Below are 25,320 nucleotides of genomic sequence, written 5' to 3' on the forward strand. Positions count from 1 at the left end.
GATGACGTACCACCGTTTGCAGTGGCCCCAAAGGATCGCCAGGACTTCTGGATTGGCTGCTGGGAGACCCCCGAACTGGCGGCTACCGAGGCTGTTTCTCTTGGTCTCCAGATTTCCACCTTCGGATTGAGGACGAAGTATGAGATATCACGCCCCGAGTAAGCAGTTTACCGTCTCCCTGGACCAGCTCCAGAGCTGTACGGCCAATCTTCTGTTCGCCATCAAGAAGATTCGCGAGTCAGCAGGGCTCCCGCTCGATGGCACAGGCCGGCAGGGCGCAATTATGTCTGACGCCTGCCACGCCGAGCAGGCGATCTTGAATGCATGCCAGTCCATGGGCATCGACCTGGGCGCAACACGTGCTGGCGACCTCGATGTCCGCAATGCGGGGTAGAGCGAAAAAGTCCAGGCGAATCATGATCAACGCCGGGAACGCCCGTGCAAGTGAGTTGCTGAATGAGTGAAATCCTCCACTTCCCATCAATGCCCAGACTGCACAACAACAAGGTGCAGCAAAACCAGGCCGAGCGGAAGAAACTCGCTGATTGGCTCAGGTCGCTGGCGCAGCATATCGAGGCCAATGAGATTGAGCGCGAACCTCTTGCCGCAATGGTGGTGCTGTCGAGCGCGGCCGGTGACGAAGTTCTGAGCGTTGGCTACGAAGGCAACGATGCGGTATGCCGTCGGCAGGCAGGCTCAGCAGCCCACCGACATACGAACCTCGGCGGCTACTCCCGAAGGGGTGGAAATTTCTACGACCGTATCAAGTAGCTGGCGCGAGACGCCATTTAGAGGAACCACCAAACATGAAGCTCATCCTGGTAGACATTCACGATCTCGATGACGATCACGAGCTTGGCGGGCAGGATTTGCCAAATCGTGTTCGAGTGAAAGTAGAGGGGGCCACTGTGGAAGAGGCCGTCGGAGCGTGCATGTCCGTAAACGATGGGCAGCTCAACGACCTTGGGGCTTTCAACGTCCAGGCCTGCGCCCAGCCTGGGCATGATGGCCAACTTGAGTTCCTGAGCTTCGCCGGTCGAAGAGAGATCGAGGAGTACTTCGGTGCCCCTAAATCGCCTGAGCAGCTTCAGCGGGAACGGTTTTGGCGCAGCGCCTACATTCGGAACGTCGGCGAGTTGCGCGCAGCGCTTGCAGGTCTGCCGGATGACTTTCCGTTGATCCATACCGCTGAGTACACCAATAGGGAAGGGCTTCACCTGATCGCAGCGCAGTGGTGTTTCACGCGGGCGGATGGTAGTGCTGTTGACCACGATCCCGTATGGAGCCTTCGGATAGATGGCGTTGCCCCATCGCACTGGGAGAAGATCGTGGCCGGAACTTGGCGGGATACGATCCCTGCGGTGGAAGAGGTCTAAGGCTCTGCATTTCCCCGCTCGCCGCCGCGCGGCGCTCCAACTGCCGGCAGGCTTGAGCCTTCAGCTCAGGGTCTACCGTTGCAGCCAATAGGCGAGTTTCGGGTAGGCCGGCAACGACACTCCAGGCCTTGCCCTGGTTACGCAGAATCCTGCGTGAGCCAGACCGTTTATGCCGAAGTAAGCGCAGCCCATGAGCTGTAGGCGTACGGTCGCTCCATCACCAGAATATTCATCGTCCAATATGCGTGCCTTCGGTGGTATGCCGAGGTGCTCGCCTACGGCCCACGCCCAGGCGGTAGCTTCGCACTCGGACGACTGAATGCAGGCGATGGTAAGGGGGTCGTCTGGGGGGAGGTCCAAGCTTTGAAGCTGCTCGAACATCATGGCGAAGGAATCATCTAGGTTCCCATCCATGAGGCTACGAAAGCGTTGTGGCACTACAGCGAGGTGGCCAGCTTCATGGAGAAGATTGGATACAGGGCATGCTGGATCGATCTCCAGCGTGCCTTGCTTGATGCGGATAAGGTCAATGAAGCCCTGAGCGCCTGGCACCAGTCGCGCAGGCAGGCCAATGCTTTGCAAGAACTCCATAGCGAGAGGGAGGTACTTGCAGCGCGTAGCGACAGAATTGGCCGGTGCGGTCATCGGGGGTGAGCGTTTGCTGTCACGCGGGTGGAAAGGCGCTGACGCTCTTCTGTGAGACGGTCCCAAAACCCGTTGACCTTTTCTTCATGCCATTCGCCAGGCGCGTCAGCTTCTGTGTTACCGCCATTGGCGAGATGCCAGTCCGCATAGGCCCAGCCAGAGGCATAGCGTTCGCTGCATGGCTCGGGTATTGGCAGCGTCAGCCGATGGCTGCGCTCGGCATCAGTCTGGGGCTGATCAGTGGTGATCGTGATAGTCGCTAAAGCGTGCATGCCAGGCGCTGGCGCAATCGCGATCTTGCCGTCGCGAAGTGTGATCTCGTGCGTTTTACTGTGCTGGTCGATGGCGATTGTGCTACCACCGATCTCCAGGTCAACGATCATGCGACTACGCCCGGAGATGACTCGGTAGCCAAGCTGTTGGAGTTGCTGCTCAATTTGCATTATCGGCCTTCTATTCGACGATCCGATTAAGCTGCTTGTAGTCGTCCCATTCGATACCGAGTGAGCTGGCGATCTTCCGGTGACGATCCATGCGCCAGGTTTGCGCTTGCTCAGGAGAGTCGGCGACCAACTCGATGACGAACTCGTCTACCTCGATACCACGTGCTCCAGCGGCTTTGACGAAGGCTGCAGCGCGGGCTTGCTCACGGTACTCGTCGACCGTCATTCCAGCCGCTTCAATGACTGCCTTGCTCACGGAATCGATCTCGCGAGCTGCTTGAGGGTTCATCGCGAAGTACTTTTCTCGCGCGACTTTGTAGCGTTCCTTGATATCCATGAAGGTTCCTTTTTGGCGAGATTCCTATTGGCCTGCATTGTCCGCGATAGGCCTAAAGGTGGCCAGCGGCTTTGAGTTGCGACTCGATCTCAGCCAGTGCCAGGCTGGTCTGCTCATCGATATCGTCGCCACGTATTGCTGCGTTGGTGACGGCATCCTGGTCCACCATCTCAAACAGCTTGTTGGCGGTCTCTTCATCGGCCTTGCGGCCGTTCTTCAGCAGGACGATAGAAACATCATCGGGAGTGATCGAAAAATTGAGGCCCATGCTTTAATCCCGGTAGTGTTGATGAACAAGCAATCCTTATAGGCAGGCGATCCTGCTGCGGCCAAAGCCGTGTCCATCCTATCTAGACCGCTGCGGGCGCACTGTGACGCTAGGCCAGGGCCGAAGAGGTCGTGGTTCTCACATTATAGGTATTTTCAAATTACCATTAAAGCGGTTTGGTATGCGATTTCAAGTCAAATGTCGGGTCATTTGGCGTCTTGTGACTGCTCGGCGCTTGGCGCTACCCTTCACCATGCGTCAACTCAGCCCAATCGTAGGAGCAATATGCACAAAGACGAGATTCGCAAACAGCTGGAAGAACAATGCCGGAAGTTCAAAGAAGAGCAAGGTGGAAATGTGACACTTTATGCCGGTAACTCTAAGCCAGATCGTAAGCCCTGGAAGAAGCGACCAACACCAGGCGATATGGCGTATCAACAAGCCCTTGCCGAAGCGGAGAAGGGCACCGATCAGCAAGGCTAGCGGCGTTGGCTGCGCAAGCGTAGGTGTGTAAGCCGCTCGATTACTGTTCTTTACCCTGGTTAGCAGACCGCCATGGCAATGCATCAGGATCGCGCTCCTGGAACTGGCGAACAAAGTCTGTTTCAGCCTTTAGGTGCAGCCTATGCACTTCCTGTCGCCACCTATTCAGTTCTCCCGGATCGAACAGTCCCAGTTGGTCACAAGCCTCAATGTACCCGCCTGCAGCGCAGGCTAACCGGAGCGCATTTATCGGGTGAGGTTGCACCTGGATATGATGTAGTCGTGCCTGAATATTGCCTCGCGCAATAGCCTCTTGAGCGCGCGTGTGCACGGCGCTTTGCTCATGAGCCGCGTCGAATAATCGCTGGCTCATTGCCGCTGCGGGCCATTCCGATAGGCTGGCAGAGCACATGCCCAGACTGTGCCGCTCTACCGCGCTCTGAAGGCTATTAGCGCCTACGGCGCAGATATCGCAAGCAGGGAGTTTGCAGTATCGCCGCGCCACTTCGCCCTCCAGGCGTCGCCGCGCTTGGTCCCAGTCCTCTCCGGGGCGCGCATTTTTCTGCACGAAGTCTTCTTCAAGGTCTGGGGGGGACACTGATGTACCTTCTTAGTTGCAGCGATTGGGCTCTGGAGCATCAACAGGAGGCCACGCAAGGTTATGGGACTCGCGAAGGGAATCTATATCGAACCTCTGACCGCTTAGTAGGAGAGCAGCGCCGCTGCGTGAGGTATAGGCAGACATTTTGGGGGATGGGTCACCATCATAGGGGCCAGTGACCAACATCGCGGCAGTCAGCTCTTGAGGGTTATCCTCGTACTCTCCCGGCGGCAGAATGACAGGCAGTTTCGGGTCAGTCCCAGAAGCGATCAAATCGCCGAGGTATTTGTGTAGTAGGCCAAGATTCATGGACTGTATTCCTAGGCAATTCGATGAGTTAGCCATTCAGTGGACTCAGGCGCGAAATCCCGCCTGGGAATGATCTGCACGCAATGGCCAGTCTCGTATGCCGTTCTCGCAAATGCAAAATCAAAATCCCCGGCCATCGAGTTACAAATTACCAGTACATCAGGATCGGCGCGGAGCGCGGAGCCCAACACATGCTCGTACCTTTCGCCGAGCTGCTTGGCGTCCACTCCTACTACTTTCTGTATCCGTTGGCTCATTGTCGTTTTCCGTGATCAGTTTCGTTAGGTCAGAGGTTAATTCTTAACCTTGCGTACCCCAGGCCATCCCTTCAAAAGCAGCAGGGTTAGCCCTGTGCTGAAAGGCGCGACTGCGCACGCGGCGAATGGCGCACGGCTGTAGCTGGGAAGCAGAGCAAAGTTCGCAGTGCTGAGGAACAGGAAGAACATTCCCCAAGACCCGAGCGTGAACAAGCCGCCAGCCAAGAGGCCCTTGAGCAATGACTGGCCTTCCAGACCGAAGTAGGCTCCAACAACGAGCCAGGCTACAGCCACGACAATCTCTAAATTACCCGGCCTTACATTCATCGCAGTTTTCCTCGATCAGGTGCATGCCTTCCGGTAGCTCGAATTAGTTGGAGGCATCTTCAAGCTGCTCCACTTCTACTTGCTCAGGCTCTCGCCAAGCCGATCTGGCAATCAATACATACGGCCAGGAAGACCAAAATCCGATCCAGGTAATGAAGCCATACCGCCCTTCAGCCGATACTCTTACTGTCAGTACCGAGTGGAGAACGCCCAATCCGATTACCGTCCAAAGGAGACCCCACAACGAGTAAGGCACCCAAATGGCGAAAATTAGCCATCCAGCTATGGCGGCGTTTCGGTGCTCAGCTCGATCAAAAAATGGTTTGCGATTCATCGGATTCACCCACATGGTTCAGTTGGAAAGGCTTAGTGCCGCTCTTCACTAATCGAACCCCGCCCTACTGACCGGTAAAATTTCATCATTCAGGTCGCAGATGTTTTGAACAGCCATGTGCTGATTTACGCCGATCTTCCTACCAATCTTCATAAAATCCATCATCGTCTGAATGGGCGCACCACGAAGGTCGGTAAGCTCCCGTGCCTTGGCCAGATAGCGCATTGCTTCCGCTACCCGCACGGCAAGGCCGGTAATACTGCTGTCATAGAGCAGCGCAGCGCGACCAAACGATTGCGCGTCGTCAGTAGAGGCATTGTGGTGAAGAAGCGCGTAGCCAACCCACTGGCCCAACTCCGTTGCGTCTTCACGGTCGACGCAGCTGCTTGTGGCTCGGCCAATCATGTAGAACAGGAAGTTATCGTCGCGGTATGGCGTCCAGCCATTGAGGTAGCAGCACTCCACTTGGTAGGTGTCGAACCATTCATAAAGCGAGGCGTCCGGGAGCACGTGTAACTCCGGGTACAGCGTGCGCAGCTCGGCTGCATCCTCTTGGCCGTACTCAGGCACTTCATCCCGCGAATCGATCAGCTGCTCCAGGCGTAGGCTATCGGTCAGATGCCAGAGACCAGTGGCATGGCTAATCGCATATTTCTCCGCTCGGGCACTTTGATCCTTCCAGGTCGTTTCCAATTCCTTCACTTGGTTGAAGAGGTCTTCCGATATTGGTTCGAAGCCATTTTCGTAGGTGACCTGCCCAAGTGCTTTGTAGGCGAAGCTCGCCGGCTCCAGATTTGTATCGATCTCTGGGCGCGGCGGCAGTTTCTCCAGCGCAAGCATTGGTTCATTCAGGGTCATGGGCTGGCCGCAAAAGGTGAAGTCACCTTTGCCCAGGATAACTTCGCCCAGCAGCAGGCGGGCGAGCGCTATACGGGCCTCGGCCTGGCACGGATAGGTGCCAGGCAACTGTGCATTGAAGGGGCGATGGCGAATCGCGATTCCGCCATCGATATCGTCGCAAAGTTCGTAGGGTTCGGGCACGATGTCCCACTCATTCACTGCTTCCAATGCGGTGACGTGCGCGTCCGGGTAAAGCTCAAGCGCTACTTCATCTACCGTCTGGCCAGGCTGCTTCACCTGTCGCTCTGTGACCAGCGCTACCAGCTTCTCAAACACGAAAACCTTGGTGCCGTTTACGAGGTAGGCAGCGTTGGGAATGCCTTCGATCTCTCGGAGCTTTACCTTGAGGTCATCATTGCGCCCGCCCATGTAGCAGCTGAACTCGTCGACGATAATGGCGCGAGGTACTTGAGGTTGTTGATCGGTGCTGTTCGTCATGCCTGTTCCATCCTGCTACTTGTGCGCGGTCGAAGCCGTCTGTGTCTATAGGGCTTATTACCCCTACCCATGCATACCGTGACGTTGCATCAGAACAGACGTGGCCGAACGCTGCGGCTCAACCATGTAATCCAAGAGGTGCTCTGCATTCACGTCGGCCACCTCGTTATACGCTTCCTCGGGGGTTATCCCGTAATGCGCCGCGATGGATTCGAGGATCAAGGCCTTAGCCTCACTGTCGATTTTCGAAAGAAACTGAGCGTTGCGATTGGCCATAACGTTCTACCTTGAGGCGCTGCGATAGCCATAGTTTGTTCTATGGTTCAATTAAAAACAAGACAATGATTGAACTATTGTTCAAATCACTGGCTTGATGCCGGCGTAATCAAAGGCGCGGCCCGCTATGGGTTTTTGATGATGTAGCCGAGACCTCTACTGCTTGTGCGAAGCGCTGCTGGGGCCCGCTACATGCGGCTGTCAGTATTCCGACCTCCAGCGGCGGCATGCCGGCCTGCTGGAAGTAGCAGGCTGCTTGAGCGGTAACAGCCACTACCTGCTCAATGACCTGGGTAGCTTCCATCTTGGTGAGGCCGAATCGTTCGCACATGGACAGCGCATTCGCGAAGGTTGCAGCTCGACCCTGCGCGCCAACGATCAAGGCGAGGTCCGCCGTCTGGTCTGGGTGGGGCAGCAGGTCAAACGCTGGCGCAAGCCGATATTGATCCCGACCCTGGTGCAGAAAGCCATGGTTCTTGAGATGGTCGTCAGTGTTGCTGATCGCAACGTTGAACACCATGCGTCGATACAGGTCATGCAGGTCGGCCTGGGCATCCTGGCTGATCTTCTGAATGACGGCAGCCAGGCGTAGGTAGCTGACTGGCCCCTCCACGTCGCCCGGTCGCATGCGATCCGGAGCGATGAGTGCATTCGCGCTGAGGTAGTGCCGGCGATTCTCTCCTTCGCGGTCGAAACGCTCGATCAGCAGCACCGTTCTGCCGTTCACCGTGTGGAGCTGGTGACCCGGAACTGGAATGCCCGCATCGCTGGCCATCGACAGGCTGGCGAACTCAGCGCGTGGCTGATTGAACACGTCATCACGCCGAGAAAGCTTGGCGATGTACTGCTGCTCGCCGAGGTGAACCGTTACCTTGGGTCTCGCGCCTCCCATGGAAGAGCCGTAGACCAGCAGCTTGGCCAGAGCGTCGTCCAGGTGGTCCGGTAGCTCGCCACGGTCGATTTCGTCGGCAAGTTCCAGCAGTTGCTCCAGCTCAGAGAACGAAGGTACAGGTACAGGAGGGGTCACCGCGTGGCGCGAAGCCGAAAAGAGGAGGCAGCCTGCACCTGCGCCGCGAGAAGCAAGTAGCCATTCGATCTCGTTGGCTGGGGCTTGCTTGTGAGTAGCGAGGAGCACCTTTCTCCCCCAGTTGTCGGGAGTGGCGTCCTCGAAGCATCCCCATAGCTTTGGCGAATGCTTTTCGCCAGGTGATAGCGGGAGATTCAACGGATCGACGGAAAAGGCGTCCGGTGAACCAAGCCAGCTCTGTGCGTACGCAAAGCGAAGCCCGGAGTGGTCTTTAGCCAGGATGCCCATGGGGCGAGGCTCCCCGTTCAGGGCTGCGAAAACGTAGGCTTTAGAAATTGGTGTCCAGGTCATTGTTCTGCTCTCCGCGAATTCGTCTTGGCTGGTGGGCCCTTTCCATGGTTATGCCGACTTCATCTGAAGACGGGGAGGCGACCAGTGCGAGGTCACCCTCCAGGTTCATTGCGCTCAAGACAGCCGCAAGTACTCCGATGCCCAGGCCTGGCTCGCCTTTGGCAAGGCGTCTGTAGGTTTGCGGAGTAATCCCTGATCGGCTACAGACGGTCTCAATCGACAAGCGTCGGCGCTTGCGTGCCAATTCAATATTCGCCCCGAGCTGGGAGAGTAGGGATAGGGTCGTTTCTGGCAAAAGCGACTTGTGCTTTCGCATGATACTTCATCCTTTAGGCCTTTGAAGGGATGATATATCACTCTTTAAAGGTATGCCAGGCGATGCACTCACTCCTGCGAGGCCGCCACAGCCGCCGGCACGAGTGAATTGACAACAGCTGTGCGCAGTCAGGGACCAAGCCAGACTCGTTGGCGATCAGACCAGTCGTAGAGCTGGTCGAGCATGTTGTTCAGGTCATCCAGCGGGGTGAAGGCCGTCTCGCCTTCGTAGCTGTCAGGCTCCTGCGCTTCCATCCCCTCAACGATCTCCAGCAGCGTGAAGTCGACTCGACTTGAGCCGTACTCAAGCCATGCTGTAGGAACACTGCTGCGAAGAAGAGCGCCGATCCTGTTGGCCACCTTGGCGGCGTGCTCATTTGAGGTGTTGGACTGATCTTCATGAAGGATCGATTTGATGTCGATGGTCATGTCCCACACAGGCTTACCAGCGGTGCGCCGTTCAGCGGCCACCCGATGGTTCTCTACGATGCTTTCGATAGTGCGAGGCATGGTGCTGTCCTTTCACCTGGTTAGTACGGGGTCATATGCGGATGCGCAGCGGAGACACGCTCGAAAGCGGTCCGCGTGAGTGTGTAGACGTTAAAGGGTTTGCCCTCAGCCTGCGAGTGCTCCGCGATGATCCCGCGACCGGCTAGGGTGAGGCCGGCGGTACGGACGACGTGGCGGCGACGAATGCTGCTGTAGGTGTACTCGATGGAAGAGGGCATGATAGATACCTGGCGTCAAAATGCTCGTCTAGTTTGAACTGTGATTCAAACAAAAACAAGCAATATATTGAACCATAGTTCAAATGGCGGCAGGTGACCCGCCGCCGAACCATGCGTCAGGCGTCTCTGTCGTTGCGCAGTGGGATGGTCGTTGTCACGTTAGCGAGAATCGCTTCGCGTAGCTCGCCGCTCTCATCGAGTAGTTCGTGCCGCTGCGATGTGCCTGGTGCGTTCAGCATCATCTGATGGATTTTTTCCGCATCCTGGTAGCGGCCGTTACGGAAGCCGGGCAGCTCCCATAGGTAAATCGAAGCCACTTTGGCGGCCTCTAGCGGAAGCTTTTTCTCATCCAGGGCTTTGCCGAGCGCAAAAGAAGTTCCAGTTGCCACATCAGGGGCGAGTTCTATGAGGGTGTGAAGCCTTCCCATGAGCTTCTGCACGTAAGGATCATCGAGACCATATATGTGCGGTGTGACGGTGGCAGCTTTCGTTGCGGCTGCCACTGCGGTGTTCCAGTCGCGATATCCGTGAATCGCGGCAACTGCCTCCAGGGACATGGAGGTTGAGAGCGCGATGTTATTGGACTTCAGGTGCGTACGAAGGCGGCGCGCTTGAGCCTTAAGCTCTTCGGCGTTGTGCATGGTCAAATCCTCATAATAGTCAGCAGGCCTAGAAGGCTGTCGTCCCTCCGTTGCGACGCGCTGACAAGAGTCAACCACGCTGCGGGATACTTGCTTTCACCATGCCATAGTGGCGGAGGGGGCGGGCAGCAAGCGGCCTACTCCAATAATACTCAAGACATCAATTGGCGCAACCCTGAAAGGTATCAACACTGAAAAGTCGAACTTGCCAAGGTAAGTTCAAATTACCTATAATCGGGTCTCGAATAGCGAGGTGCGCGATGACCGATAGCAACCCAAACCCAGTGCTTCCGAAGGACGTTGCGGCCTATCTAGCGCAGGCTTCTGCTGAGATTGCGCGGGAGCAAGGTTTCGCCCCGGCTGGTGAGGCTGACGTAAGTGGTTGGATGCTTGAAAACATGCCCGCAATCGTGGATCGCGCCCGCAAGCTCCAGGAAAGACTGCTGCTCAAGATTCACACCGGCAACACTATGACCATCCTTGAAAAGGTGATCGGTTCACGTGTGTGGGCGCAAGTGCAACATGGGAAAATTACTCAAAAAGCCAATCGCGTGATCAACGCCGCATTATTGGCTTAAGTCGAGCCTGGAGTGACTAAATGAAATTCTATCGTTTTCGCCTGGATCAGCCACCTATTACCCCCAACGAGCTGAAGGCGATGCGCCGTTTTACGTCCGCCGCAATCGCTCTCGTGGTCCTGACCTGCATTTCTCTTTTCTTGATCGGAATTGGTTTGGTACATCTTCTGTTGTTGCCTTCCGGATTTGTGTTGCTGTTCCTCCTCCATAGCACTACTGCTCTTCGTGATGCGGATGCCGATCAGGAAAATAAACTGGTCACAATGCGGGAGAATGGCTTTCTCGATGAAGCGCACTTGGGCTTTGTTCAGCAGGTTGCACAGCTCAGCCGTCGCCTGACCTATGGTGAGGCCAGGGGCCTCATAGAAGGTGCCCGCGAGGCTGAGATGAAGCGCCGCCGCAGTAGCCTCTACGAAACTCATCGTGCCGAGCGTTGAAAGAGGCCCGCATGACAAGAAAGTCGACAATCACCGATGTACGCCCTGCTGGCGCTGAGCACCAGGTGGTGACCGTCGTAAGCAAGGGGCCGAAGGGGAAGCGGTGCTATCGACGCACTCCATGCGCTGACTGCCCATGGCGGGTTGACGCGGTAGGCGTATTCCCGGCCGAGGCCTTCAGGCACTCAGCATCGACCGCCTACGATATGGCTGAGAACACCTTCGCATGCCACTCCTCTGGGACCAAGCGCCCGGCTACCTGCGCAGGCTTCCTACTGCGTGGCGCTGGACACAATCTGTCTGTCCGCCTGGCGTATATCCAGGGGCAGATTCAGGATGATCTGGATGACGAAGGGCTTGAGTTGTTCGACAGCTACCGTGAAATGGCAATTGCTAATGGGGTTGACCCTGGTGACTCCGTGCTGGCGAAGTGCAGAGACTAAAGGACATGAAAATGAGCGAGCAGCATATAGAGCTTAGCGGCGAAGAAATTGAAATGGTGCTTCGTCATCGAGCGCGCTGTAAGTCGCCTTGGCTAAGCCGGATCACGCGCGCAGGGCATGTCCTGGTGTGTTCTATTGTTGTTGTTACGGTTGCCGTGGCTTGGTTCCAAGCCGCCAATTTGGCAGATGACACAACGGAGGCTTTGCCAGCACCGCTGTCATGGTTCTATGGATTGATCCATTGAGCGCTCGCCCCGCTACCGTGCGGCAATTATGTTCGCCTTCGGTGCGTTCATCACATGGATGAGCAAATGAATACGTCCAGCATCGAGGTGCTGGCCAGCGCCTGGGCACGTCTCGCCGAGGAAGCGGGTTTTCCCGCCGACTACAAAGGCACGGCTTCACCGGAGGCGCATCAAGCCAGCGAGGCCATTCACCAGCGGATTAAGGAGCACATCGCCGCCACCAATGACATGCGCCTGTTCGGCCTGCTACATCTGCTGGGGCAGTCGTCGCTGCGCATGGAGCAAACGCTGTGGCCAGAAGAATATGAGCGGATGACCTGCGAGGTCGAGGAAGCTCTCCGAGAGGCCGACGACTCCAGCGCCAAGTCGTACACCCACGAAGAAGCCATGCAGGCAATTAATCCTGATCATCCCGAGGCCTACTAATGAGTTTCCCTTCCCCAGTCGAGATTGAGCACCTGCTACGCGCTGGCGCAAAGGCTATCCCAGTCGGCAATGGTGTCTATGAGCTGCGCACAGCTGACAAGCCTTCCATCCAGGTCTCGGGCAAGTGCTATGCCGCCGGCAAGGAACGTATCCGCCGCGATGCTGAATCGCTGTGGAGCGAGAAGGGTTACGAGATCGCGAACACGGGCGGCCCCTGCTGGGCGGCGTTCAAGGATGTCGGTTCTGTACGCTTCCAGGTGGCCGACTATGAGGAAAGCCGGTTACCGAGCCCATTCGGCGCGCTGACTGTGGAGGCCTTTGAAGCCTCTACAGGCGAATACTTGGGACTGGTTGCCGAGGAGGTGGTAGGTTTGGTCGCCGTCGAGGCGAGCCTTACCGGCTGGACAAACGAACAGGGAGCTACCGTATGAGCTGGAAAGCTGTTGGCCTGGCCTGCTTTGCCTGGGTGTGCTTGATCGCTGCGATGGCCTTTGGGTGTGCGGCACTGCTGGGCCTGCTGGAGGTGTCCTCGGTCTTCGCTGGATGGTTTGGTCTCTCGTTCTGGAAACCGGCCGTGCTGGCGCTGGTTACGCTGGCTATCGCCACGGCGCTGAACCGCGCGGGCAAAAGGGAAATGGAGAGGGCGCATGCGGAGCTGATCGGCCAGTTCGCGAAACGCTTCCACGATACGATTGGTCAACTTCATCCTGAGCATTCTGCTCCTGTGAGCGATAGTAAGGACGCTCATCGGTAGGCGTTGCTCTGCTTTCAGTTCCCCGTCGGCGGGGCGCTCTATTCCGGCCGGCAGCTAGCCAGCAGCGCTTCAAGCCGCCGATCTACTGCTACCGGCAGCACCTCCTCCGGGGGGATGCTCATTGCCCAGCCGGAAACAGTCTCCCAGCATCCTTGCGTGCCGAACGTGTTCACCACATCCTGAAACTTGCTGATCTCTATGTCGTACGCTTCGTAGTGATCGTACAGGGGCTCATCATCTTCACAGATGCGCCTTGCGCTCGCTTGGTCTATCCCGAGCGCATTCAGTACCTGTGCAAGCTCCTCCTGGTAGTACCAGTTGGGTGTGGGGATGGGGGCATCCTCTATGTCCAGTTTCAACTGGAGTCTCTCGATTAGAGCCGCCACCACGTCAGGCTTGGTGGAGCGATGCTTTCTGATGAGCGCGCCGAGCCACTCGCCAGTCGCCATAGCGAAGCGCTTAAGCTCTTCTGTGGATTCAGGTAGCGCCACCGTAGGTTCCAACGCAGTTGTAGTAGGGTTATGGCTCTTGCTCTGCCCGCACCGCCGCAGGCGTCCTAACGAGCAGCTTGAACGGGGGTTTGCGTAATGGCTTGCAGGCCCCGCCAGAGTCCAGTTTCTTGCGGCCGATATGCTACCAGTGAAGATTGGTCGATGTCGCAGCCGGAGCAGTTGGGCGCGGTAATCTATTTCGCGTCGAGCATGACCCGGCATAAAGCAGAGTTTGTGTAATGGCGGCATAGCACAAACAATAGTTTCAAAGGTGCCCGTCAAGGGATTTAAGGCTATAAAGCCGAGAGTTGCCTATTTGGTATTGCATCGCCGTACGGTGCATCATGATCGAAGTGGTTTGCTTGAATGGTAAGTTTAACTTGATAAAGAGGGGCGCGCCGAATATGCTTTAAGCCTGCCAGCGCCTTGCGCGGTGCGGGCGGCGTATGTTCCAGGCCGGAGAGTTGCTCGATGTTCCAGGTTGACCTGTTTTCCACGAACGCCAGCAATGTTGTGCTGGCTGAAGCCGTCCCGCTCCCATCCGGCGTGCTCTGCCGCAATGCGGTACAACGGCTCTATGTCGTACCGGGTAGCAACCGGAAGTATCCGCTCAGCCATATCGACCACGCAGAGCTTCAGTTCGCGCTTTACGAGGGGCTCTATCACTACTCGGTCACAGTGAATGTGTCCAAGTCCTGCCGCAGTCATGCCCCATCCCCGAAGTGGGGGAAGCACGCACAGTCCTTTGAGGCTGCAGAGGCGGCAGCTATCGCAGAAGCCGTAGGCTTGATTCGCGAGATGGGGAAGGGTAAGCCCAACGCCCGCATCTTGATTGACATGCTGGCGCGCGGCGACTTCGACGAAAGCGTGAGGGAAGGTCCCCATAAATCCATTTTTGATGAGGTAGCCGTTCATGGCTGATGCTCTGCCCTTGATCCCTCCGAGTGGTACAAACCTGACGCTCAGCGCCTGTCGTGCGCGCTTCAGCGAACTGCTGGCGGTACATGTCTCGGCCATCAATCAGTTCTGGGCAGGATTGAAGTCTCCCGACAGCCACAAATCTGGTGCTGCGTGGGTAGACCTTCGGCACGACCTCATGCGTCTTGCACGGGAGGACATGGCGACTCCGGACGTTGATACCTGCATGACAACGTTCAACAGTCTGTGGCTGGAAGCCATTAACGACGCACCAGAGTGGTTTCAGGAGAAATCGCCGGCTCCGGTGATGAATGGTCAGTTGGTTGCGGTGCTACGCAAAGATACTGGCTATCTCGTCGCCCATCGGTATCAGGGGCCGCGTGTCTATGGCTTGCATGAAGACGACGCGGTTGAAACAGAGGGCGATTACTGGCGTTTCAGTACGCCCATGTTCGAGCACCACGACGAGCAGTATTCGAACTATGGCGTCCCATCACTCTATGTTTTCGGTCAGGTCGACACTGAAGGTCGGAACTGGAGTGCGGCCGACTTTGACCGAGTGGTTCGGCCGCACTGTTCCGATATTGATGCAATGGAGGTGCTGATTGATCGTGGGGTGTTAAGCCCAGACCTCGATGGTTTCGTGCTGCCACGTTTTCCGAGCGAGGTCGTACGTGAGTTGGTTGGCCTGAAAGGGTTGCAGTCTTGGCTGTATGAGGAGGGGATGGCTGACGAACAAGAGGTCGATGTTCGTAGAGCGGCGCGTGCCGATTACGAGTCTCGTATCGCGCATCTCCGTCAGCAACGTTCCGATATCGATCAGCAGATCGGCACTCTCGTTGCTCAAGCGCAGGAAGCGGAATTGGTCGCCATGGAGCAATACATCGGCTTTTGCCGGGGCCAGCGGGTCAGGCATCTCTCCTCTGGAGAGGAAGGTAAGCTGGTAGCCAGCACCTGTAGTGGGCCAGGCCTGGCGGTCACTTCCGAAGAGACACAAAGCTCGCGCCGCCCCCGAAACGTAGTCGAGGAGCTTCGTCGAGGTGAATGGGTTGTTGTCGAAACTGCAGCGGCGGGAGAAGCCTGATGGGTAATCGAATTCAGGTCTTGCCAGTGATTCACTTTCTGGATCGCGCTACCGCGATGGAACAAGCGGAGTTGGCCTTTGATGCTGGCGCTGATGGGGTTTTCCTGATCTCCCATGGTAATGAGGATGCCCAGCTCGGCGGCATCGCTCAGCTAATCAAGGCCAAGCATGCTGGGAAGCGCGTTGGCATCAACCTGCTGACCCATGGTCCCCGTGTAGCTGCCCAGGTCTCAGTTGAGCGTGGGCTCGACATGATCTGGGGTGACGACTGTGGTGTTTCGTCTGCGGGCTTCGCGCCGCTCGCAAGCGACTTGTCGGCATTCATCAAGGCGTATCCCGATGTCCAGGTCTTCGCTTCGGTAGCGTTCAAGTATCAGGGAGTTGAAAGTCTGCCTGCGGACGCTGCGCGAAATGCGCTTGATGCGGGATTCGTCCCAACCACGAGCGGTGAAGCGACTGGGAGTCCGCCAAGCGTAGAGAAAATCGCGCTGATGAGTTCGGCTTCGAAGGGGAAGCTTGCGGTGGCCAGCGGCATGACCGTCGACAATGTGCAGAGCTATGCCCGCTACCTCTCCCACATACTGGTGGCCACCGGGGTATCGGTTGACGAACACCACTTTGATTACGAGACCCTGCATCCTTTTGTCGCGCTGGCGAGGTTGTCCAAGTGACTCGCCAGAAGGATGACGACATTTACTACGACCCCAAGCTATTCCGGGGTGGCAGAGGCATCGCGACGCCTGCTGGTTCTCAGCCAGTGTTGCGAAAAAAAAGGTTGCAAGGATCGAGGAGTCGAGGACTGTTCGCCATCGTCATGGCCATGATGATGGGCGCAGTAATGTTCATGTTGTGGCAGAGTGGTCATAAAATGCTGGTGCTGGCGCTTCAGCCACCGCCAAGCGGGACGATTACTCTTTACGGTGGCTTTGCGACGAGGGCTCGGACAGTTCCTCTAGGGGTGATCGGTCAAGGCTCGCGCAAACACTGTAGAGTCAGCTTGGTCTCGGGACAGCAGGCACAGGTTCTCGATGTAGTCGTCCGCGCCGGAAGGAACGAAACAGTGCACGTGCCTGTTGGTAATTACCGGGCCAGCATTGAGTGCGGAAAGCTATGGTATGGATCGCAGCCGATCCTGTCCTCCGCTGTAGCGATTGACTTAGGGCCCTTCACCGACAGTAATGAAGCAGGCCTTATGATGGGGCATGTTATTCGTTTAAATGCTCCCGGTAGTTAAAGGAATGCGAGCGTGAACTACATCCTCCAAGGCAAACTGGCTGTGCCGTGCGAAGATATCCTTGAGTGGAGCCTCTTCATGGGAAGCGATAAAACTCGCGTTTCTGAAACCACAATCGATGGATTTTGGGTGAGTACGGTTTTCCTCGGCATTGACTACAGCTTTGGGAGAGGTGAACCGCTGTTATTTGAAACAATGGTGTTCGTTAAAGAGGACAATGAAGTTCAGTTCGGCGAAACCGTTGAATTCCGCACGGCTATGGCTCGGGATTCTTTTTGGGGTAGTGCAAAGCGTGACTCTAACTGGGGTGATGCAGAGCTGTCCCATAAGGCCGCATGTGATGATATCAAGCGCCAACTTGAGGTGGCTCGGGAGAAAGTCTCGAACATGATCTATAGCGCCGTTGTTATGGGTGTTGTCGATGACTGATGTAGTTAATGAAAGTGCCGTCATCCAATCGTTTGTTGTGATTAAGGATTAGCCCCCATGAGTCGACCGAAAGCTGGAGGCCTTAGTCGTGGATAACGAACAGCCCCACGGCAAAATCACCTGCTTGGCGACCTTTGCTCAGAGCAAAATTGCCAAGGCGGCCAACGGCCATGTAGTACCCGTTGACACCTTGGCTGATGGTTTCGTTTGCCCTCGTTCGGGCGTAGCCTTCCCCAGGCTTTACCGCGTTTCCTACCCCAACCTTGATCTGCCGCCTGGCAAGAGTACCCCAGTCTTCGACGGGAGCTTTTTCTCTCGGTTTCAATTGAGCGCAGCCGAGCTGTATACCAACAGCGACTTTCCAGGCGTGCCGGCTGTACGCAAAGAAGCTTTCCAACTTCTGGCCGAGGATGATCGCTGCTGGCTTGAGGTCTTTGCCTTCGGTTGTCCTCAAGAGGCTAGCGGCTTCACCAGGGCTGCGTTGAGGTTGGTGTCCGATCCAGACCTGACTATGACGGTTCAAGGGCCCAGCGGATACTACGGACTGCTGGTGCGCACTGATAAGCCGATGCTGTACGGCATGATCACCTATCACGCCTCCGCCTTGAGGGAGATTCCAGCGCTGGGCAGGGAGATGATGTGTACCTTCACCACCACGGTGGATAGGCAGGGAGTCGTATCGCAGACAGACCCCCTGGCCCATCTTGAAGAGTTTTGATCGAGAGGGGCGCTGTCATGTCACGTGCTGCAACTGTTCACCCGATCTGGCCATCCGACCCCAATCGCTCCTCTGTGATAGAGGAGATCGACGCAATGGATTGGCAGTTCAGTGAGATGGCCAGGCTTCTAACCGACATCGAGCGTTACCCTGATCTTTCGGCGCGTGCTGGCGCTGTGAAAGAGGCTAGAAGGCGACTCGATATCCTGGTCCAGAGGGCGTACCGGGCAAAGCAGGTTGCCAGGGGCCTCCGTGTGCCGAAAGCCAACTGAGCCCGCTAGTTCACAGGAGAACGTATGTCACGAAACTATCCGCCAGGCTATTGTCCCGATCATTGCTCTGGCGGCCAGCCGAGCCGCCAAATGGCTGTGCATGACGAGGTGCTTAAGCGGTTTCCGGAAGAGGCTCGTGCCGAGGCTCAGGCGCACGGTGGTGCCAGGCGCTGCACATACTGCGGCCTGGTCTATCTCCATCCCATAAAACAATTAGGTGGTCGCCTGGGCTTCTGGAATTCTGGCGTTAGGGGAGAGGGTTGGTCGAAGTAGTTTATGAGCGGCACCAGACAAGTCGCTTGAGCTAGCCTATCTGAGGCTGGCTTTCTAAAAGTACGTTTCCAAGCCGTCGAAACAAATAGAGCCCATTGGAAAGTAGCTAGGCATTGCCGTGCACCACATTTCAGCGGCAACAAGGTGCATCTCAACGCCACACCTATCAACCACCTGACGGCAGCGAAAGCAGGCAATGCCTAGCGGACGCGGTTATACCACGACAGCACCTCATACTCACCCGAGTTTGGTTTCAGGGGTAGCCTGCAAAGAGCAAGCAGAGCAGTCCTGAGATGAGGATTTTTTTCAAACATCTTGAGTAGCTTCTTGCCCTCTTTTTCAGCCTTATCCTGATCACCTGTGTCGTTAGCGTGCATCCGGGCTTGGTAGACGTGTAATGCAGGGGCAATGTCCTTTTTCCAATCCAGGTCTCCAATGATCGAAACGGCCTGACGTACAGCGCTCAGGTCAAAATCGAAGCCAGAATTCGCTCCACAGAATCGGCACAGTGCCGGTGGGTAGGAAAGCTTGAGGCTATTGATTGGGTTCGCGTTCCCAATCACTCCGATCATCCAGGGTGTGTCGGCTGGAGCTTCGTGGATCAGCCACTGCGCTATGTGCTTTTCTCCGCTGACATCTTCGCTGGCTACGAGGACCAGTTCGGATCGTTCAGTGATTTCCAGCTTTCCAATTACAGAACTGCTGCCTGGGCTTGCTATGTAAAACACGTCAATGCCTGCACCTAGACGGTTGAGACCTGTGCCCTTTTTTAAGCGGGTCGGAACCTGCTGGGTTATTGCAAGTTCGGGCGGCATTTCTGGGCCAAGAAACTTTCCGATGCAGTCATTCCAAAAATTAAGAGCTTGCATATCAACACCACAGGGAATAATTTTAGGTCAGCCTACCTGCAGCCCAATGCGCTGTCCACTGATGGAGACCAAGATGGCTTTTAAATCCGCCCACTACGTGTTTGAAGGCGAAATCAAGGCTGAGCAGCCGTTGGCCACTTGCAGTGCCGCTCTCAAGGAGGCCGAGGAGCGAGTGCGCGGCAAGAATTCGCCGACTCCTGTTCCATTCATCAACACAGCGGCTGGACGCCGACTGATGTTTCCGGCAACAGGTATCCGAGGGAAGCTCCGCCGTGCTCTCCGCGATGTACTGCGGGAAAACCTTATCTTGCGTACCGGAAATGAGAAGCCTCTTTCCCTAAACGAGCACTATCTTCTGACCCTCGGCGGTGTGAAGGGTGGTGAAGCTACGGATAAGTCATCGGTCTCTCAAGAGGCCGAATGGCGCAAAAACAATGTGTTGCTAAGTCTCTTCGGTGCGGGTGATGCGGGTTTTCTGGGCATGGTTCATGGACGCCTTGCCGTTGGCAATGCGATCTGCGAATCCGTAAGCAGTCCCGTTGTCTTTAGCGGTGCGCGTACCGATGACTTGTACCGGGATCGAGGTCAAATCGAATTTTTATCTGCGGCTGACGTTGAGGCGCTGATTGCCCAGGCTGAGGGTAACCGTGATGCGTCGGCAATCAAGGGGCAGATCAGGGCTCTGGACAAGGAACGCAAGGCTGCACGTGCCGAGAAGAATGCTGATCGCGTGACCCAGTTGACCCAAGAGATTGAGCGTCTGGAAGCAGAAGTAAAAGGCGTAAAAGAAGAAGCGGGGGTAAAGAACTCTGTCGGCATGCCGCTTGCGGGCTGGGAAGCAATCCCTGCTGGTGCTGTAATGCTTCAACGCTTCATCCTGAACAACGCGAGTTTCGAGGAGCTGGGTGCTCTTCTTGCTGCGCTGGATCAGTTCAGCCTGATGCCAACATTAGGGGCTCACTTCGCCGCTGGCTGTGGCCTGGTGAGTGCTCGCTGGGAGGTGTTTAAGGTATCGCCTGGTGTTGGAAAGGTTTCGCAAGGTGTGCTGGTGCTCGAACCTTTCTCTGGGGCACTGACCGTTGAAGCTCCACAAGGCAGCGAGTTATTCCTGGCTCGCAAGGCGTTTCAGGAATACCTGGGCAGCGAGCATTTTAATCTGTCTGTGCCGAGTGTCTGAATATGCTGAGCCACTATATCGATCTGTCGCACGTCGGCGGGCCAGTTCGGTACGAGCTGTTTGGCCGCGTTCTGAAAGCCGCGCATCTTTCTGTCGGCGAAGGCCAGCCTATAGCTGTCGATTGGCCTATGTGGTGCGAGGAGAACGGAGGTTTTGGCCCAATCATGCGCCTTCTCGGTTCCCAGGCCGCTATTTCGCATTGCCTTAATCTTCTCGATCCGTTGATCGAGGCTGGTCTGCTCTTCATGCGTGGACAGGTGTCTGAGGTTCCTTCGCTTGCGAAGTGCCTGCATGGTTATCGGCGCAGCCGAAAGCCGGATCGTGGATCGCCATCCCATCTGCGTCGGCTTGAGCGCCGGGCGCTAGCGCGTGGTGAGGTATATCAGCCTGCGAGTGTATGGATTCACTCTACTCATTCATTACCTATGCAGAGCAAGTCGACTCATCAGCGGTTTCACATCTACATTGAGCGTGTCCCTGCCATCGCGGTAACCGGCGAGCTTCCTGGTTCCTACGGCTTCGGCATCTCGCTTCCCAGTTTTTGAGATTGAGGTGCAGTAATGAGTGATCTGGAAAAGAAGCTACTCAAGGTTGTTGACGACATTCTGGGTCCAGACGGCAAGTTGGTTTGGAGCCGCGAGGCTTATCACTACAACCCGAAACAGCACGCTTACGCGCAAACGGTTGTCAGAGGTTTCTGCCGTTACCGGGAGGCTGATAATGCTGCTGCGGTGAACCTTCTCCAGGCAGCCACAGGGACGGGTAAGTCGTTGGGCTATCTGGTTCCTGCCTTCGCGTATTCCGCGCTGACGGGGGAGCGAGTTCTGGTGTCGACCTTTACTCGGGCGCTTCAGCAACAAATCATTCAGAACGATGCGCCTAAAGCTCGGGACTGGATTCGGCAAGTAACGGGAACAGTTGTCACCTTCGCTAGACGTGTTGGCAGACAAAACTACCTCTCCGAGTCAGCCTGTCGCGAGTATCTCGATAGGCTCACGGAGAGTCAGGAGTCAGCACCTGATGCCATTGAGTTTGTATCGAAAATGCTGGCTTGGATCGAGCAGAAAACGCAATCGCTGCCAACGCTGGAAGACTATCTGTTTGAGGTTGGCGAGGACGGCTCCGTGCTACCGGCCGGGATTGAGCGTGCCTCGTTGTGCCTGAATGCCAGCGCCCCGGCGGAGGAGTTGGAAAGCTACAGCCAAGGGCTAACCGAAACCTTCAATGCCGACGTTCTGATCGTAAACCATGCATTGATGATGCTCGACGTTTCTCGCTGGGCAAGCATTATCGATGGTGGCGAGCGAAAAGCCACCATCCTGATCTGCGATGAGGCTGACCGCCTGGCAGACGCGGCTGAGTCTGTGTTGAGTGCAGAAGTCTCGGTTCACAGGCTCAGCAAACTCACCAGTGAGATCGCGGATGCCTACGCACTTCCTGGTTTGCAACAGTCCGTGTCGAGCCTCTATAACGCAGTTATGGAGATTGACGCTGGTGAATCTAAGTTGGCTGTTTTGCCGGTCGAGGTTACTCAGCGGATCAATGGCGTACTCAAGGCACTTCGCCCCCATGTCGAACATTTCTGCGAAATGCTCGAATCCTCGCAGGCAGAGCTGGATGCAAAACCCAAGGCTGTCCTTGCCGAGTTCTGTGACAGCTATAACGACCTTGCTAGAGTAGCGAAGGCTGATCAGCAGGACGGAAACCTGAGCATTATTAGCTGGTCGCCTGTACGTCATTATCCTTCGCTCAGGGTCGGAAGGCCGGAGCCTGCGCGTATCATCACACGGCTTCTGGCCCCTCGCGACTGGGATGAAGGAGAGGTTGAGGGAGTTGCGCCGCCACGTAGTTATCTCAGGGCAGCCCTGTTCACATCCGCAACGCTCGCTACTCCTGGTCGAACTCTGCCGATGGCTTTCGATGCTTTTGCCCAGACCATCGGCGTTATTCGGCATTGCCAGGCCGGCATGAATTATCCCATACACAATGTGACCGCAGACCTTTATCGCGTTTTCGACGCGCCGGAGGGCTTCGGGCACATGAGCTTTGTTCTGCCGGAGCCCTCTGCGCCTCTTCCGACTAACGTCGCCAGGGAGGATGACGACACTGCGATGCGATCAAATCCTGAATGGTTGGACTATGCGGCATCAATGATTCGGGCTGCGGCATCCTCTGGCGGTAGGACGCTGGTGCTTACGCTTAGTCATGGGGACTCCAGCGAGTTGGAAAGACGCCTTAACGGCCTTGTTGGCCTCATCGTCGCTCGGAAAGGTGACTCGATGGGGGAGATTAAACAACAGTACCTGCGAACCGAGAGAGCTGTTTTGATATCGCCGAACGCTTGGGAGGGAATCGATCTTCCAGGCAACGTGCAGAGTTTGGTGATCACTCGTATTCCCTTTGGTTCACTGAGTGGATTCCGGTTGAGCTTGATGGAAGTGAATCTGCGGCATCGAGGATTTAGCGACGCCGGGATCGATAAGATCAAGTTTGACAGTCTCAATGCGCAGGCCCGACAGCGTTTTTCCCAAGGTCTCGGTCGAGGGATTCGTCGTCGTGATGATCGTGTTCGAGTGTGGATTGCTGATGGCCGTTTTCCCTATCCGGCAGAATTTGCTTCTTCTTTGGATGAGGTATTGATGACGCCTCGGGAACGGGTGCTCAAGAGCTTTGAGCACTGCATTCCTGCTCGCTTTGAGGATAATTTCAAAGCATCACGCTTGTTCCTAAAAACCGGCGATCTCTACACCCCGGAGCTTGTGTAATGGCCATTCCCTTTAAGTTGGTTATCAAGCTGGCAACTCCTTTTGTTATGAGTAGGCCTCGCACAACGCTCGATAGCTTGCTTTCCGCAGCGGTGTTTCGTGAGTGCGGACTGATGGGGGCGGACACGATTCCCCATATTCCGCTTGAACAGGAATCTGGGATATTCAAGGGGAGCTGTGCATTCGTAGCAGGAAACTACTCCCACACTACTGTACAGCGAGTTATGAACCTTCGGGGTATCAATGACTTGTCTGAAGAGCACTTCGCACCCCAGTCCAAAGGTAAGGCTAAACGTTACCTGGCCATTGATGTGAAGCGAGGACCATATAAAGCAAATATGAGCAACTATGCGGGAATTGATGCGCGAACTGTGATCTTTTACGGTGTCGGTGATGCTGATCGAGTTGTTGAGTTGATACGTAACCACCTCCCTGGAATTGGACGTAGAGCCAATGCAGGAGCAGGTGAAATAGTCGATGTGAATTGGAAGCGCATGACAGAAGACTACTCGTGGATCACCCCAAGTGGCTTGCCAGCCAGGCCACTTCCATTGGCAGTGTGGAATAAAATCAGTGCTTTTCGGCCGGTGCCTGTTGCCGACCTGACGGTTAATGTCCCCTACTGGAATGGTGACCTGGTGTCTGCTGCCTATCCATTAGAACTGTCGGCGTAAAGTCGTGTTCCGCATGTCTACCACCGTGCGGGTGGTTTAGAGGAGCGCGCGAGAACATACAGGTCAGAGTTTTCCGCCGCGTAGGCGGCTTAGAAGGGCGATAGGTTTTCAATTGGGCTTAACGCATCGATTACCGCCGCCTTGGCGGCTTGAGGGGAGCGGGAGCGCGACCAAGACAAGCCACAGCAGTTTGCCGCCGCGTAGGCGGGTTAGAAGTTCGCTGCTCTCGATCCGGGGACGCTTCACACGTTTGCCGCCGCGTAGGCGGCTTATAAGCAGTACCCCGACGTGCAGATCGTGATTAGCAGGTGTGCCGCCGAGTAGGTGGCTTGAAGGCGGAATGTCGGCGAGTCCTCCGGCGGCGACTCGTTTGCCGCCGCGTAGGCGGCTTAGAATAGGTCGCGACGTGGCACTCGGCCACTCATCACGTTTGCCGCCGCATAGGCGGCTTTGAAGAGGTTGCTCCAGTCACCCTGCTCTCGCGCGTCGTTTGCCGGCGTATAGGCGGCTTAGAAGAAACGAGGCGGGCACCCCAACGAACACCTGGTGTTTACTGCCGAGTAGGCGGCTTAGAAGTGGCGCATGGATTCCATTACATCCCGCTCAACGTTTGCCGCCGCATAGGCGGCTTAGAAGAGCACGTGATTTGCGTTCTGCATCATTCCCCCCACCGTTATCCGCCGCGTAGGTGGCTTCATTTTATCGCAGGGCATGCGATGCCCAGGAGTTTAGCCAGCATGATCCCTAATTTTATCAAGCGCCTCTTTCAGCGGCACCCGGCTGGAATTGTCGTCATTGGCACTGGCGGCCCTGGTCATCAGCTCGAAGAGGTCTGCCGTGACGGTGAGCTGGTCAAGGTCACCGGCAATTACGTCATTCCCAAGCTGGACTGGGAGGAGGCAGCTAAGGCCCTAGACACGCGGGCCGAGCCTGCTCGCGGCACCCGCTAAACGTCTGCTGTATACACAGAGCCCGGATGGCGACCCCATCCGGGCTTTTGCTTATTGTGCGCACAGCTTGCAGGGTAATTTAAACTTGATAAAGAAACTCTAAATGAAGTATTATTACCCTGTATTTTGGCTAACCGGGGATCGCTAGCGTGCGAGTTCAAGACTACCGCGACATGACGGCTCAGATGTTTCGACTGGTGGATGACTGGTCAGCATGCGTTGATGAAGCGGAGCGCAGCGCCTGGCGAGTTCGCGTCGCAGGTTTCCGCAATGAATTCCAGCAAGCCGAGTGCCCGCGCGCCACTGACCGCGATCAGGAGATGCACGCTCTGGCGCTCCAGAAGCTCAATGCGGTGTATCAGCCGGCCAGTCCAGCGGTTATCGTTCTCGGCAGCGCTCCAAGCAGCTCTGGCCGCACCAGGGCGCAGAAGTACAACGCTTCCGCTTCACGCGCCGTTCGCCTTGGCAGGGCGGCCCGCTCAGCCAAGCGGCGAGGCTACTTCTGACCCTTCCTCGCGCAGCGAGCC

At 56.3% G+C, this 25,320-nt stretch carries 34 protein-coding genes; 23 read left to right on the plus strand and 11 right to left on the minus strand.

All coding sequences use genetic code 11. The annotated features are described in order from the left end of the window. The first annotated feature begins 139 nt into the window (after positions 1-139). The 3 genes from BLS08_RS26345 to BLS08_RS13075 all read left to right on the plus strand — a co-directional run bounded on the left by BLS08_RS26345 (position 140) and on the right by BLS08_RS13075 (position 1,376). Complete coding sequence (locus tag BLS08_RS26345; protein ID WP_050412983.1) at positions 140-394, plus strand: hypothetical protein; 255 nt, start codon at positions 140-142, stop codon at positions 392-394. A gap of 62 nt (positions 395-456) precedes the next feature. Next, on the plus strand, positions 457-771 hold the full coding sequence (locus tag BLS08_RS13070; protein WP_017362349.1) for a hypothetical protein: 315 nt from the start codon (positions 457-459) through the stop codon (positions 769-771). 35 nt (positions 772-806) lie between these two features. Continuing rightward, positions 807-1,376, plus strand: a complete 570-nt coding sequence (locus tag BLS08_RS13075) for a hypothetical protein (protein ID WP_069901369.1) — start codon at positions 807-809, stop codon at positions 1,374-1,376. Between the two features lie 641 nt (positions 1,377-2,017). Here the strand turns inward: BLS08_RS13075 and BLS08_RS13085 are convergent. From BLS08_RS13085 to BLS08_RS13095, 3 genes are read right to left on the minus strand one after another with little or no spacing between them, the layout of a single operon-like run. Next, positions 2,018-2,464 (minus strand): hypothetical protein, encoded by a 447-nt coding sequence (locus BLS08_RS13085; RefSeq protein ID WP_069901367.1) that lies wholly within the window; start codon positions 2,462-2,464, stop codon positions 2,018-2,020. Between the two features lie 10 nt (positions 2,465-2,474). After that, complete coding sequence (locus tag BLS08_RS13090) at positions 2,475-2,801, minus strand: DUF6388 family protein (RefSeq protein ID WP_069901366.1); 327 nt, start codon at positions 2,799-2,801, stop codon at positions 2,475-2,477. A gap of 52 nt (positions 2,802-2,853) precedes the next feature. Next, the gene (locus BLS08_RS13095; protein ID WP_069901365.1) at positions 2,854-3,069 is read right to left on the minus strand and encodes a hypothetical protein; all 216 of its coding nucleotides are present in this window, start codon (positions 3,067-3,069) and stop codon (positions 2,854-2,856) included. Between the two features lie 285 nt (positions 3,070-3,354). Here BLS08_RS13095 and BLS08_RS13100 point away from each other — a divergent pair, with 285 nt between their 5' ends. Next, the gene (locus BLS08_RS13100) at positions 3,355-3,552 is read left to right on the plus strand and encodes a hypothetical protein (protein ID WP_069901364.1); all 198 of its coding nucleotides are present in this window, start codon (positions 3,355-3,357) and stop codon (positions 3,550-3,552) included. 1,876 nt (positions 3,553-5,428) lie between these two features. Here BLS08_RS13100 and BLS08_RS13120 read toward each other — a convergent pair. The 6 genes from BLS08_RS13120 to BLS08_RS13150 form a co-directional block, all read right to left on the minus strand. Then, entirely contained in the window at positions 5,429-6,718 is a 1,290-nt protein-coding gene (locus tag BLS08_RS13120) for a hypothetical protein (RefSeq protein WP_069901359.1), read from the minus strand. Positions 6,719-6,781: 63 nt separating this feature from the next. Continuing rightward, entirely contained in the window at positions 6,782-6,994 is a 213-nt protein-coding gene (locus tag BLS08_RS13125; protein ID WP_069901358.1) for a hypothetical protein, read from the minus strand. 109 nt (positions 6,995-7,103) lie between these two features. After that, a complete protein-coding gene (locus tag BLS08_RS13130) occupies positions 7,104-8,309 on the minus strand; it encodes a type II toxin-antitoxin system HipA family toxin (protein ID WP_069901357.1) in 1,206 nt (401 codons plus the stop codon). Positions 8,310-8,349: 40 nt separating this feature from the next. Next, a complete protein-coding gene (locus BLS08_RS13135; protein ID WP_017362363.1) occupies positions 8,350-8,688 on the minus strand; it encodes a helix-turn-helix domain-containing protein in 339 nt (112 codons plus the stop codon). Between the two features lie 128 nt (positions 8,689-8,816). Further along, entirely contained in the window at positions 8,817-9,197 is a 381-nt protein-coding gene (locus BLS08_RS13140) for a hypothetical protein (protein ID WP_069901356.1), read from the minus strand. 334 nt (positions 9,198-9,531) lie between these two features. After that, on the minus strand, positions 9,532-10,056 hold the full coding sequence (locus BLS08_RS13150) for a glyoxalase superfamily protein (RefSeq protein ID WP_017362366.1): 525 nt from the start codon (positions 10,054-10,056) through the stop codon (positions 9,532-9,534). 260 nt (positions 10,057-10,316) lie between these two features. On the opposite strand from BLS08_RS13150, the gene BLS08_RS13155 reads away from it, so the two are divergent. The 7 genes from BLS08_RS13155 (at position 10,317) to BLS08_RS13180 (ending at position 12,939) form a co-directional block, all read left to right on the plus strand. Continuing rightward, entirely contained in the window at positions 10,317-10,634 is a 318-nt protein-coding gene (locus tag BLS08_RS13155; RefSeq protein ID WP_069901355.1) for a hypothetical protein, read from the plus strand. 20 nt (positions 10,635-10,654) lie between these two features. Then, the gene (locus tag BLS08_RS26065; protein WP_069901354.1) at positions 10,655-11,071 is read left to right on the plus strand and encodes a hypothetical protein; all 417 of its coding nucleotides are present in this window, start codon (positions 10,655-10,657) and stop codon (positions 11,069-11,071) included. An 11-nt stretch (positions 11,072-11,082) separates the two neighbouring features. Next, complete coding sequence (locus BLS08_RS26530) at positions 11,083-11,514, plus strand: DUF6283 family protein (RefSeq protein ID WP_090336797.1); 432 nt, start codon at positions 11,083-11,085, stop codon at positions 11,512-11,514. 11 nt (positions 11,515-11,525) lie between these two features. Next, positions 11,526-11,759 (plus strand): hypothetical protein, encoded by a 234-nt coding sequence (locus tag BLS08_RS26070; RefSeq protein WP_139134731.1) that lies wholly within the window; start codon positions 11,526-11,528, stop codon positions 11,757-11,759. Positions 11,760-11,825: 66 nt separating this feature from the next. Then, positions 11,826-12,185, plus strand: coding sequence for a hypothetical protein (locus tag BLS08_RS13170; protein ID WP_069901352.1), 360 nt, complete (start codon positions 11,826-11,828; stop codon positions 12,183-12,185). Next, on the plus strand, positions 12,185-12,616 hold the full coding sequence (locus BLS08_RS13175; protein ID WP_069901351.1) for a hypothetical protein: 432 nt from the start codon (positions 12,185-12,187) through the stop codon (positions 12,614-12,616). Before BLS08_RS13170 ends, BLS08_RS13175 begins: the two co-directional genes overlap by 1 nt. Beyond that, entirely contained in the window at positions 12,613-12,939 is a 327-nt protein-coding gene (locus tag BLS08_RS13180; protein ID WP_069901350.1) for a hypothetical protein, read from the plus strand. Before BLS08_RS13175 ends, BLS08_RS13180 begins: the two co-directional genes overlap by 4 nt. A 38-nt stretch (positions 12,940-12,977) precedes the next feature. Here the strand turns inward: BLS08_RS13180 and BLS08_RS13185 are convergent, their stop codons facing one another. Beyond that, positions 12,978-13,430: a hypothetical protein gene (locus tag BLS08_RS13185; protein WP_069901349.1), complete on the minus strand. Its 453-nt coding sequence runs from the start codon at positions 13,428-13,430 to the stop codon at positions 12,978-12,980. 471 nt (positions 13,431-13,901) lie between these two features. Here BLS08_RS13185 and BLS08_RS13190 point away from each other — a divergent pair, with 471 nt between their 5' ends. The 6 genes from BLS08_RS13190 (at position 13,902) to BLS08_RS26350 (ending at position 18,085) form a co-directional block, all read left to right on the plus strand. Then, the gene (locus tag BLS08_RS13190; protein ID WP_069901348.1) at positions 13,902-14,351 is read left to right on the plus strand and encodes a hypothetical protein; all 450 of its coding nucleotides are present in this window, start codon (positions 13,902-13,904) and stop codon (positions 14,349-14,351) included. After that, a complete protein-coding gene (locus BLS08_RS13195) occupies positions 14,344-15,432 on the plus strand; it encodes a hypothetical protein (protein ID WP_069901347.1) in 1,089 nt (362 codons plus the stop codon). The genes BLS08_RS13190 and BLS08_RS13195 overlap by 8 nt, the downstream gene beginning before the upstream one ends. Then, entirely contained in the window at positions 15,432-16,103 is a 672-nt protein-coding gene (locus tag BLS08_RS13200) for a BtpA/SgcQ family protein (protein WP_069901346.1), read from the plus strand. The genes BLS08_RS13195 and BLS08_RS13200 overlap by 1 nt, the downstream gene beginning before the upstream one ends. Positions 16,104-16,678: 575 nt before the next feature. Beyond that, a complete protein-coding gene (locus BLS08_RS13210) occupies positions 16,679-17,095 on the plus strand; it encodes a hypothetical protein (protein ID WP_069901344.1) in 417 nt (138 codons plus the stop codon). Positions 17,096-17,183: 88 nt separating this feature from the next. Next, positions 17,184-17,813 carry a hypothetical protein gene (locus tag BLS08_RS13215; RefSeq protein WP_069901343.1) on the plus strand — a complete coding sequence of 210 codons (630 nt, stop codon included), beginning with the start codon at positions 17,184-17,186 and terminating at the stop codon, positions 17,811-17,813. Positions 17,814-17,908: 95 nt separating this feature from the next. Next, positions 17,909-18,085: a hypothetical protein gene (locus tag BLS08_RS26350; RefSeq protein WP_167375883.1), complete on the plus strand. Its 177-nt coding sequence runs from the start codon at positions 17,909-17,911 to the stop codon at positions 18,083-18,085. A 473-nt stretch (positions 18,086-18,558) separates the two neighbouring features. Here BLS08_RS26350 and BLS08_RS13220 read toward each other — a convergent pair whose 3' ends face one another. Continuing rightward, the gene (locus BLS08_RS13220) at positions 18,559-19,227 is read right to left on the minus strand and encodes a hypothetical protein (RefSeq protein ID WP_069901342.1); all 669 of its coding nucleotides are present in this window, start codon (positions 19,225-19,227) and stop codon (positions 18,559-18,561) included. Positions 19,228-19,300: 73 nt separating this feature from the next. On the opposite strand from BLS08_RS13220, the gene BLS08_RS13225 reads away from it, so the two are divergent. The 6 genes from BLS08_RS13225 (at position 19,301) to BLS08_RS13250 (ending at position 25,299) form a co-directional block, all read left to right on the plus strand. Further along, on the plus strand, positions 19,301-20,404 hold the full coding sequence (locus BLS08_RS13225) for an RAMP superfamily CRISPR-associated protein (protein ID WP_069901341.1): 1,104 nt from the start codon (positions 19,301-19,303) through the stop codon (positions 20,402-20,404). A gap of 2 nt (positions 20,405-20,406) precedes the next feature. Continuing rightward, positions 20,407-20,949, plus strand: coding sequence for a type I-F CRISPR-associated endoribonuclease Cas6/Csy4 (locus tag BLS08_RS13230; RefSeq protein ID WP_069901340.1), 543 nt, complete (start codon positions 20,407-20,409; stop codon positions 20,947-20,949). A 15-nt stretch (positions 20,950-20,964) separates the two neighbouring features. Beyond that, positions 20,965-23,169 carry an ATP-dependent DNA helicase gene (locus BLS08_RS13235; protein WP_090336801.1) on the plus strand — a complete coding sequence of 735 codons (2,205 nt, stop codon included), beginning with the start codon at positions 20,965-20,967 and terminating at the stop codon, positions 23,167-23,169. Further along, on the plus strand, positions 23,169-23,843 hold the full coding sequence (locus BLS08_RS13240) for a hypothetical protein (protein WP_069901338.1): 675 nt from the start codon (positions 23,169-23,171) through the stop codon (positions 23,841-23,843). The genes BLS08_RS13235 and BLS08_RS13240 overlap by 1 nt, the downstream gene beginning before the upstream one ends. Positions 23,844-24,580: 737 nt before the next feature. Beyond that, complete coding sequence (locus BLS08_RS13245; RefSeq protein ID WP_069901337.1) at positions 24,581-24,793, plus strand: hypothetical protein; 213 nt, start codon at positions 24,581-24,583, stop codon at positions 24,791-24,793. A gap of 149 nt (positions 24,794-24,942) precedes the next feature. Next, the gene (locus BLS08_RS13250; RefSeq protein ID WP_139134728.1) at positions 24,943-25,299 is read left to right on the plus strand and encodes a hypothetical protein; all 357 of its coding nucleotides are present in this window, start codon (positions 24,943-24,945) and stop codon (positions 25,297-25,299) included. Positions 25,300-25,320 lie beyond the last annotated feature (21 nt).

Origin of the sequence: Ectopseudomonas chengduensis (assembly GCF_900102635.1) — a bacterium.
Classification (GTDB): Bacteria; Pseudomonadota; Gammaproteobacteria; order Pseudomonadales; family Pseudomonadaceae; genus Aquipseudomonas; species Aquipseudomonas chengduensis.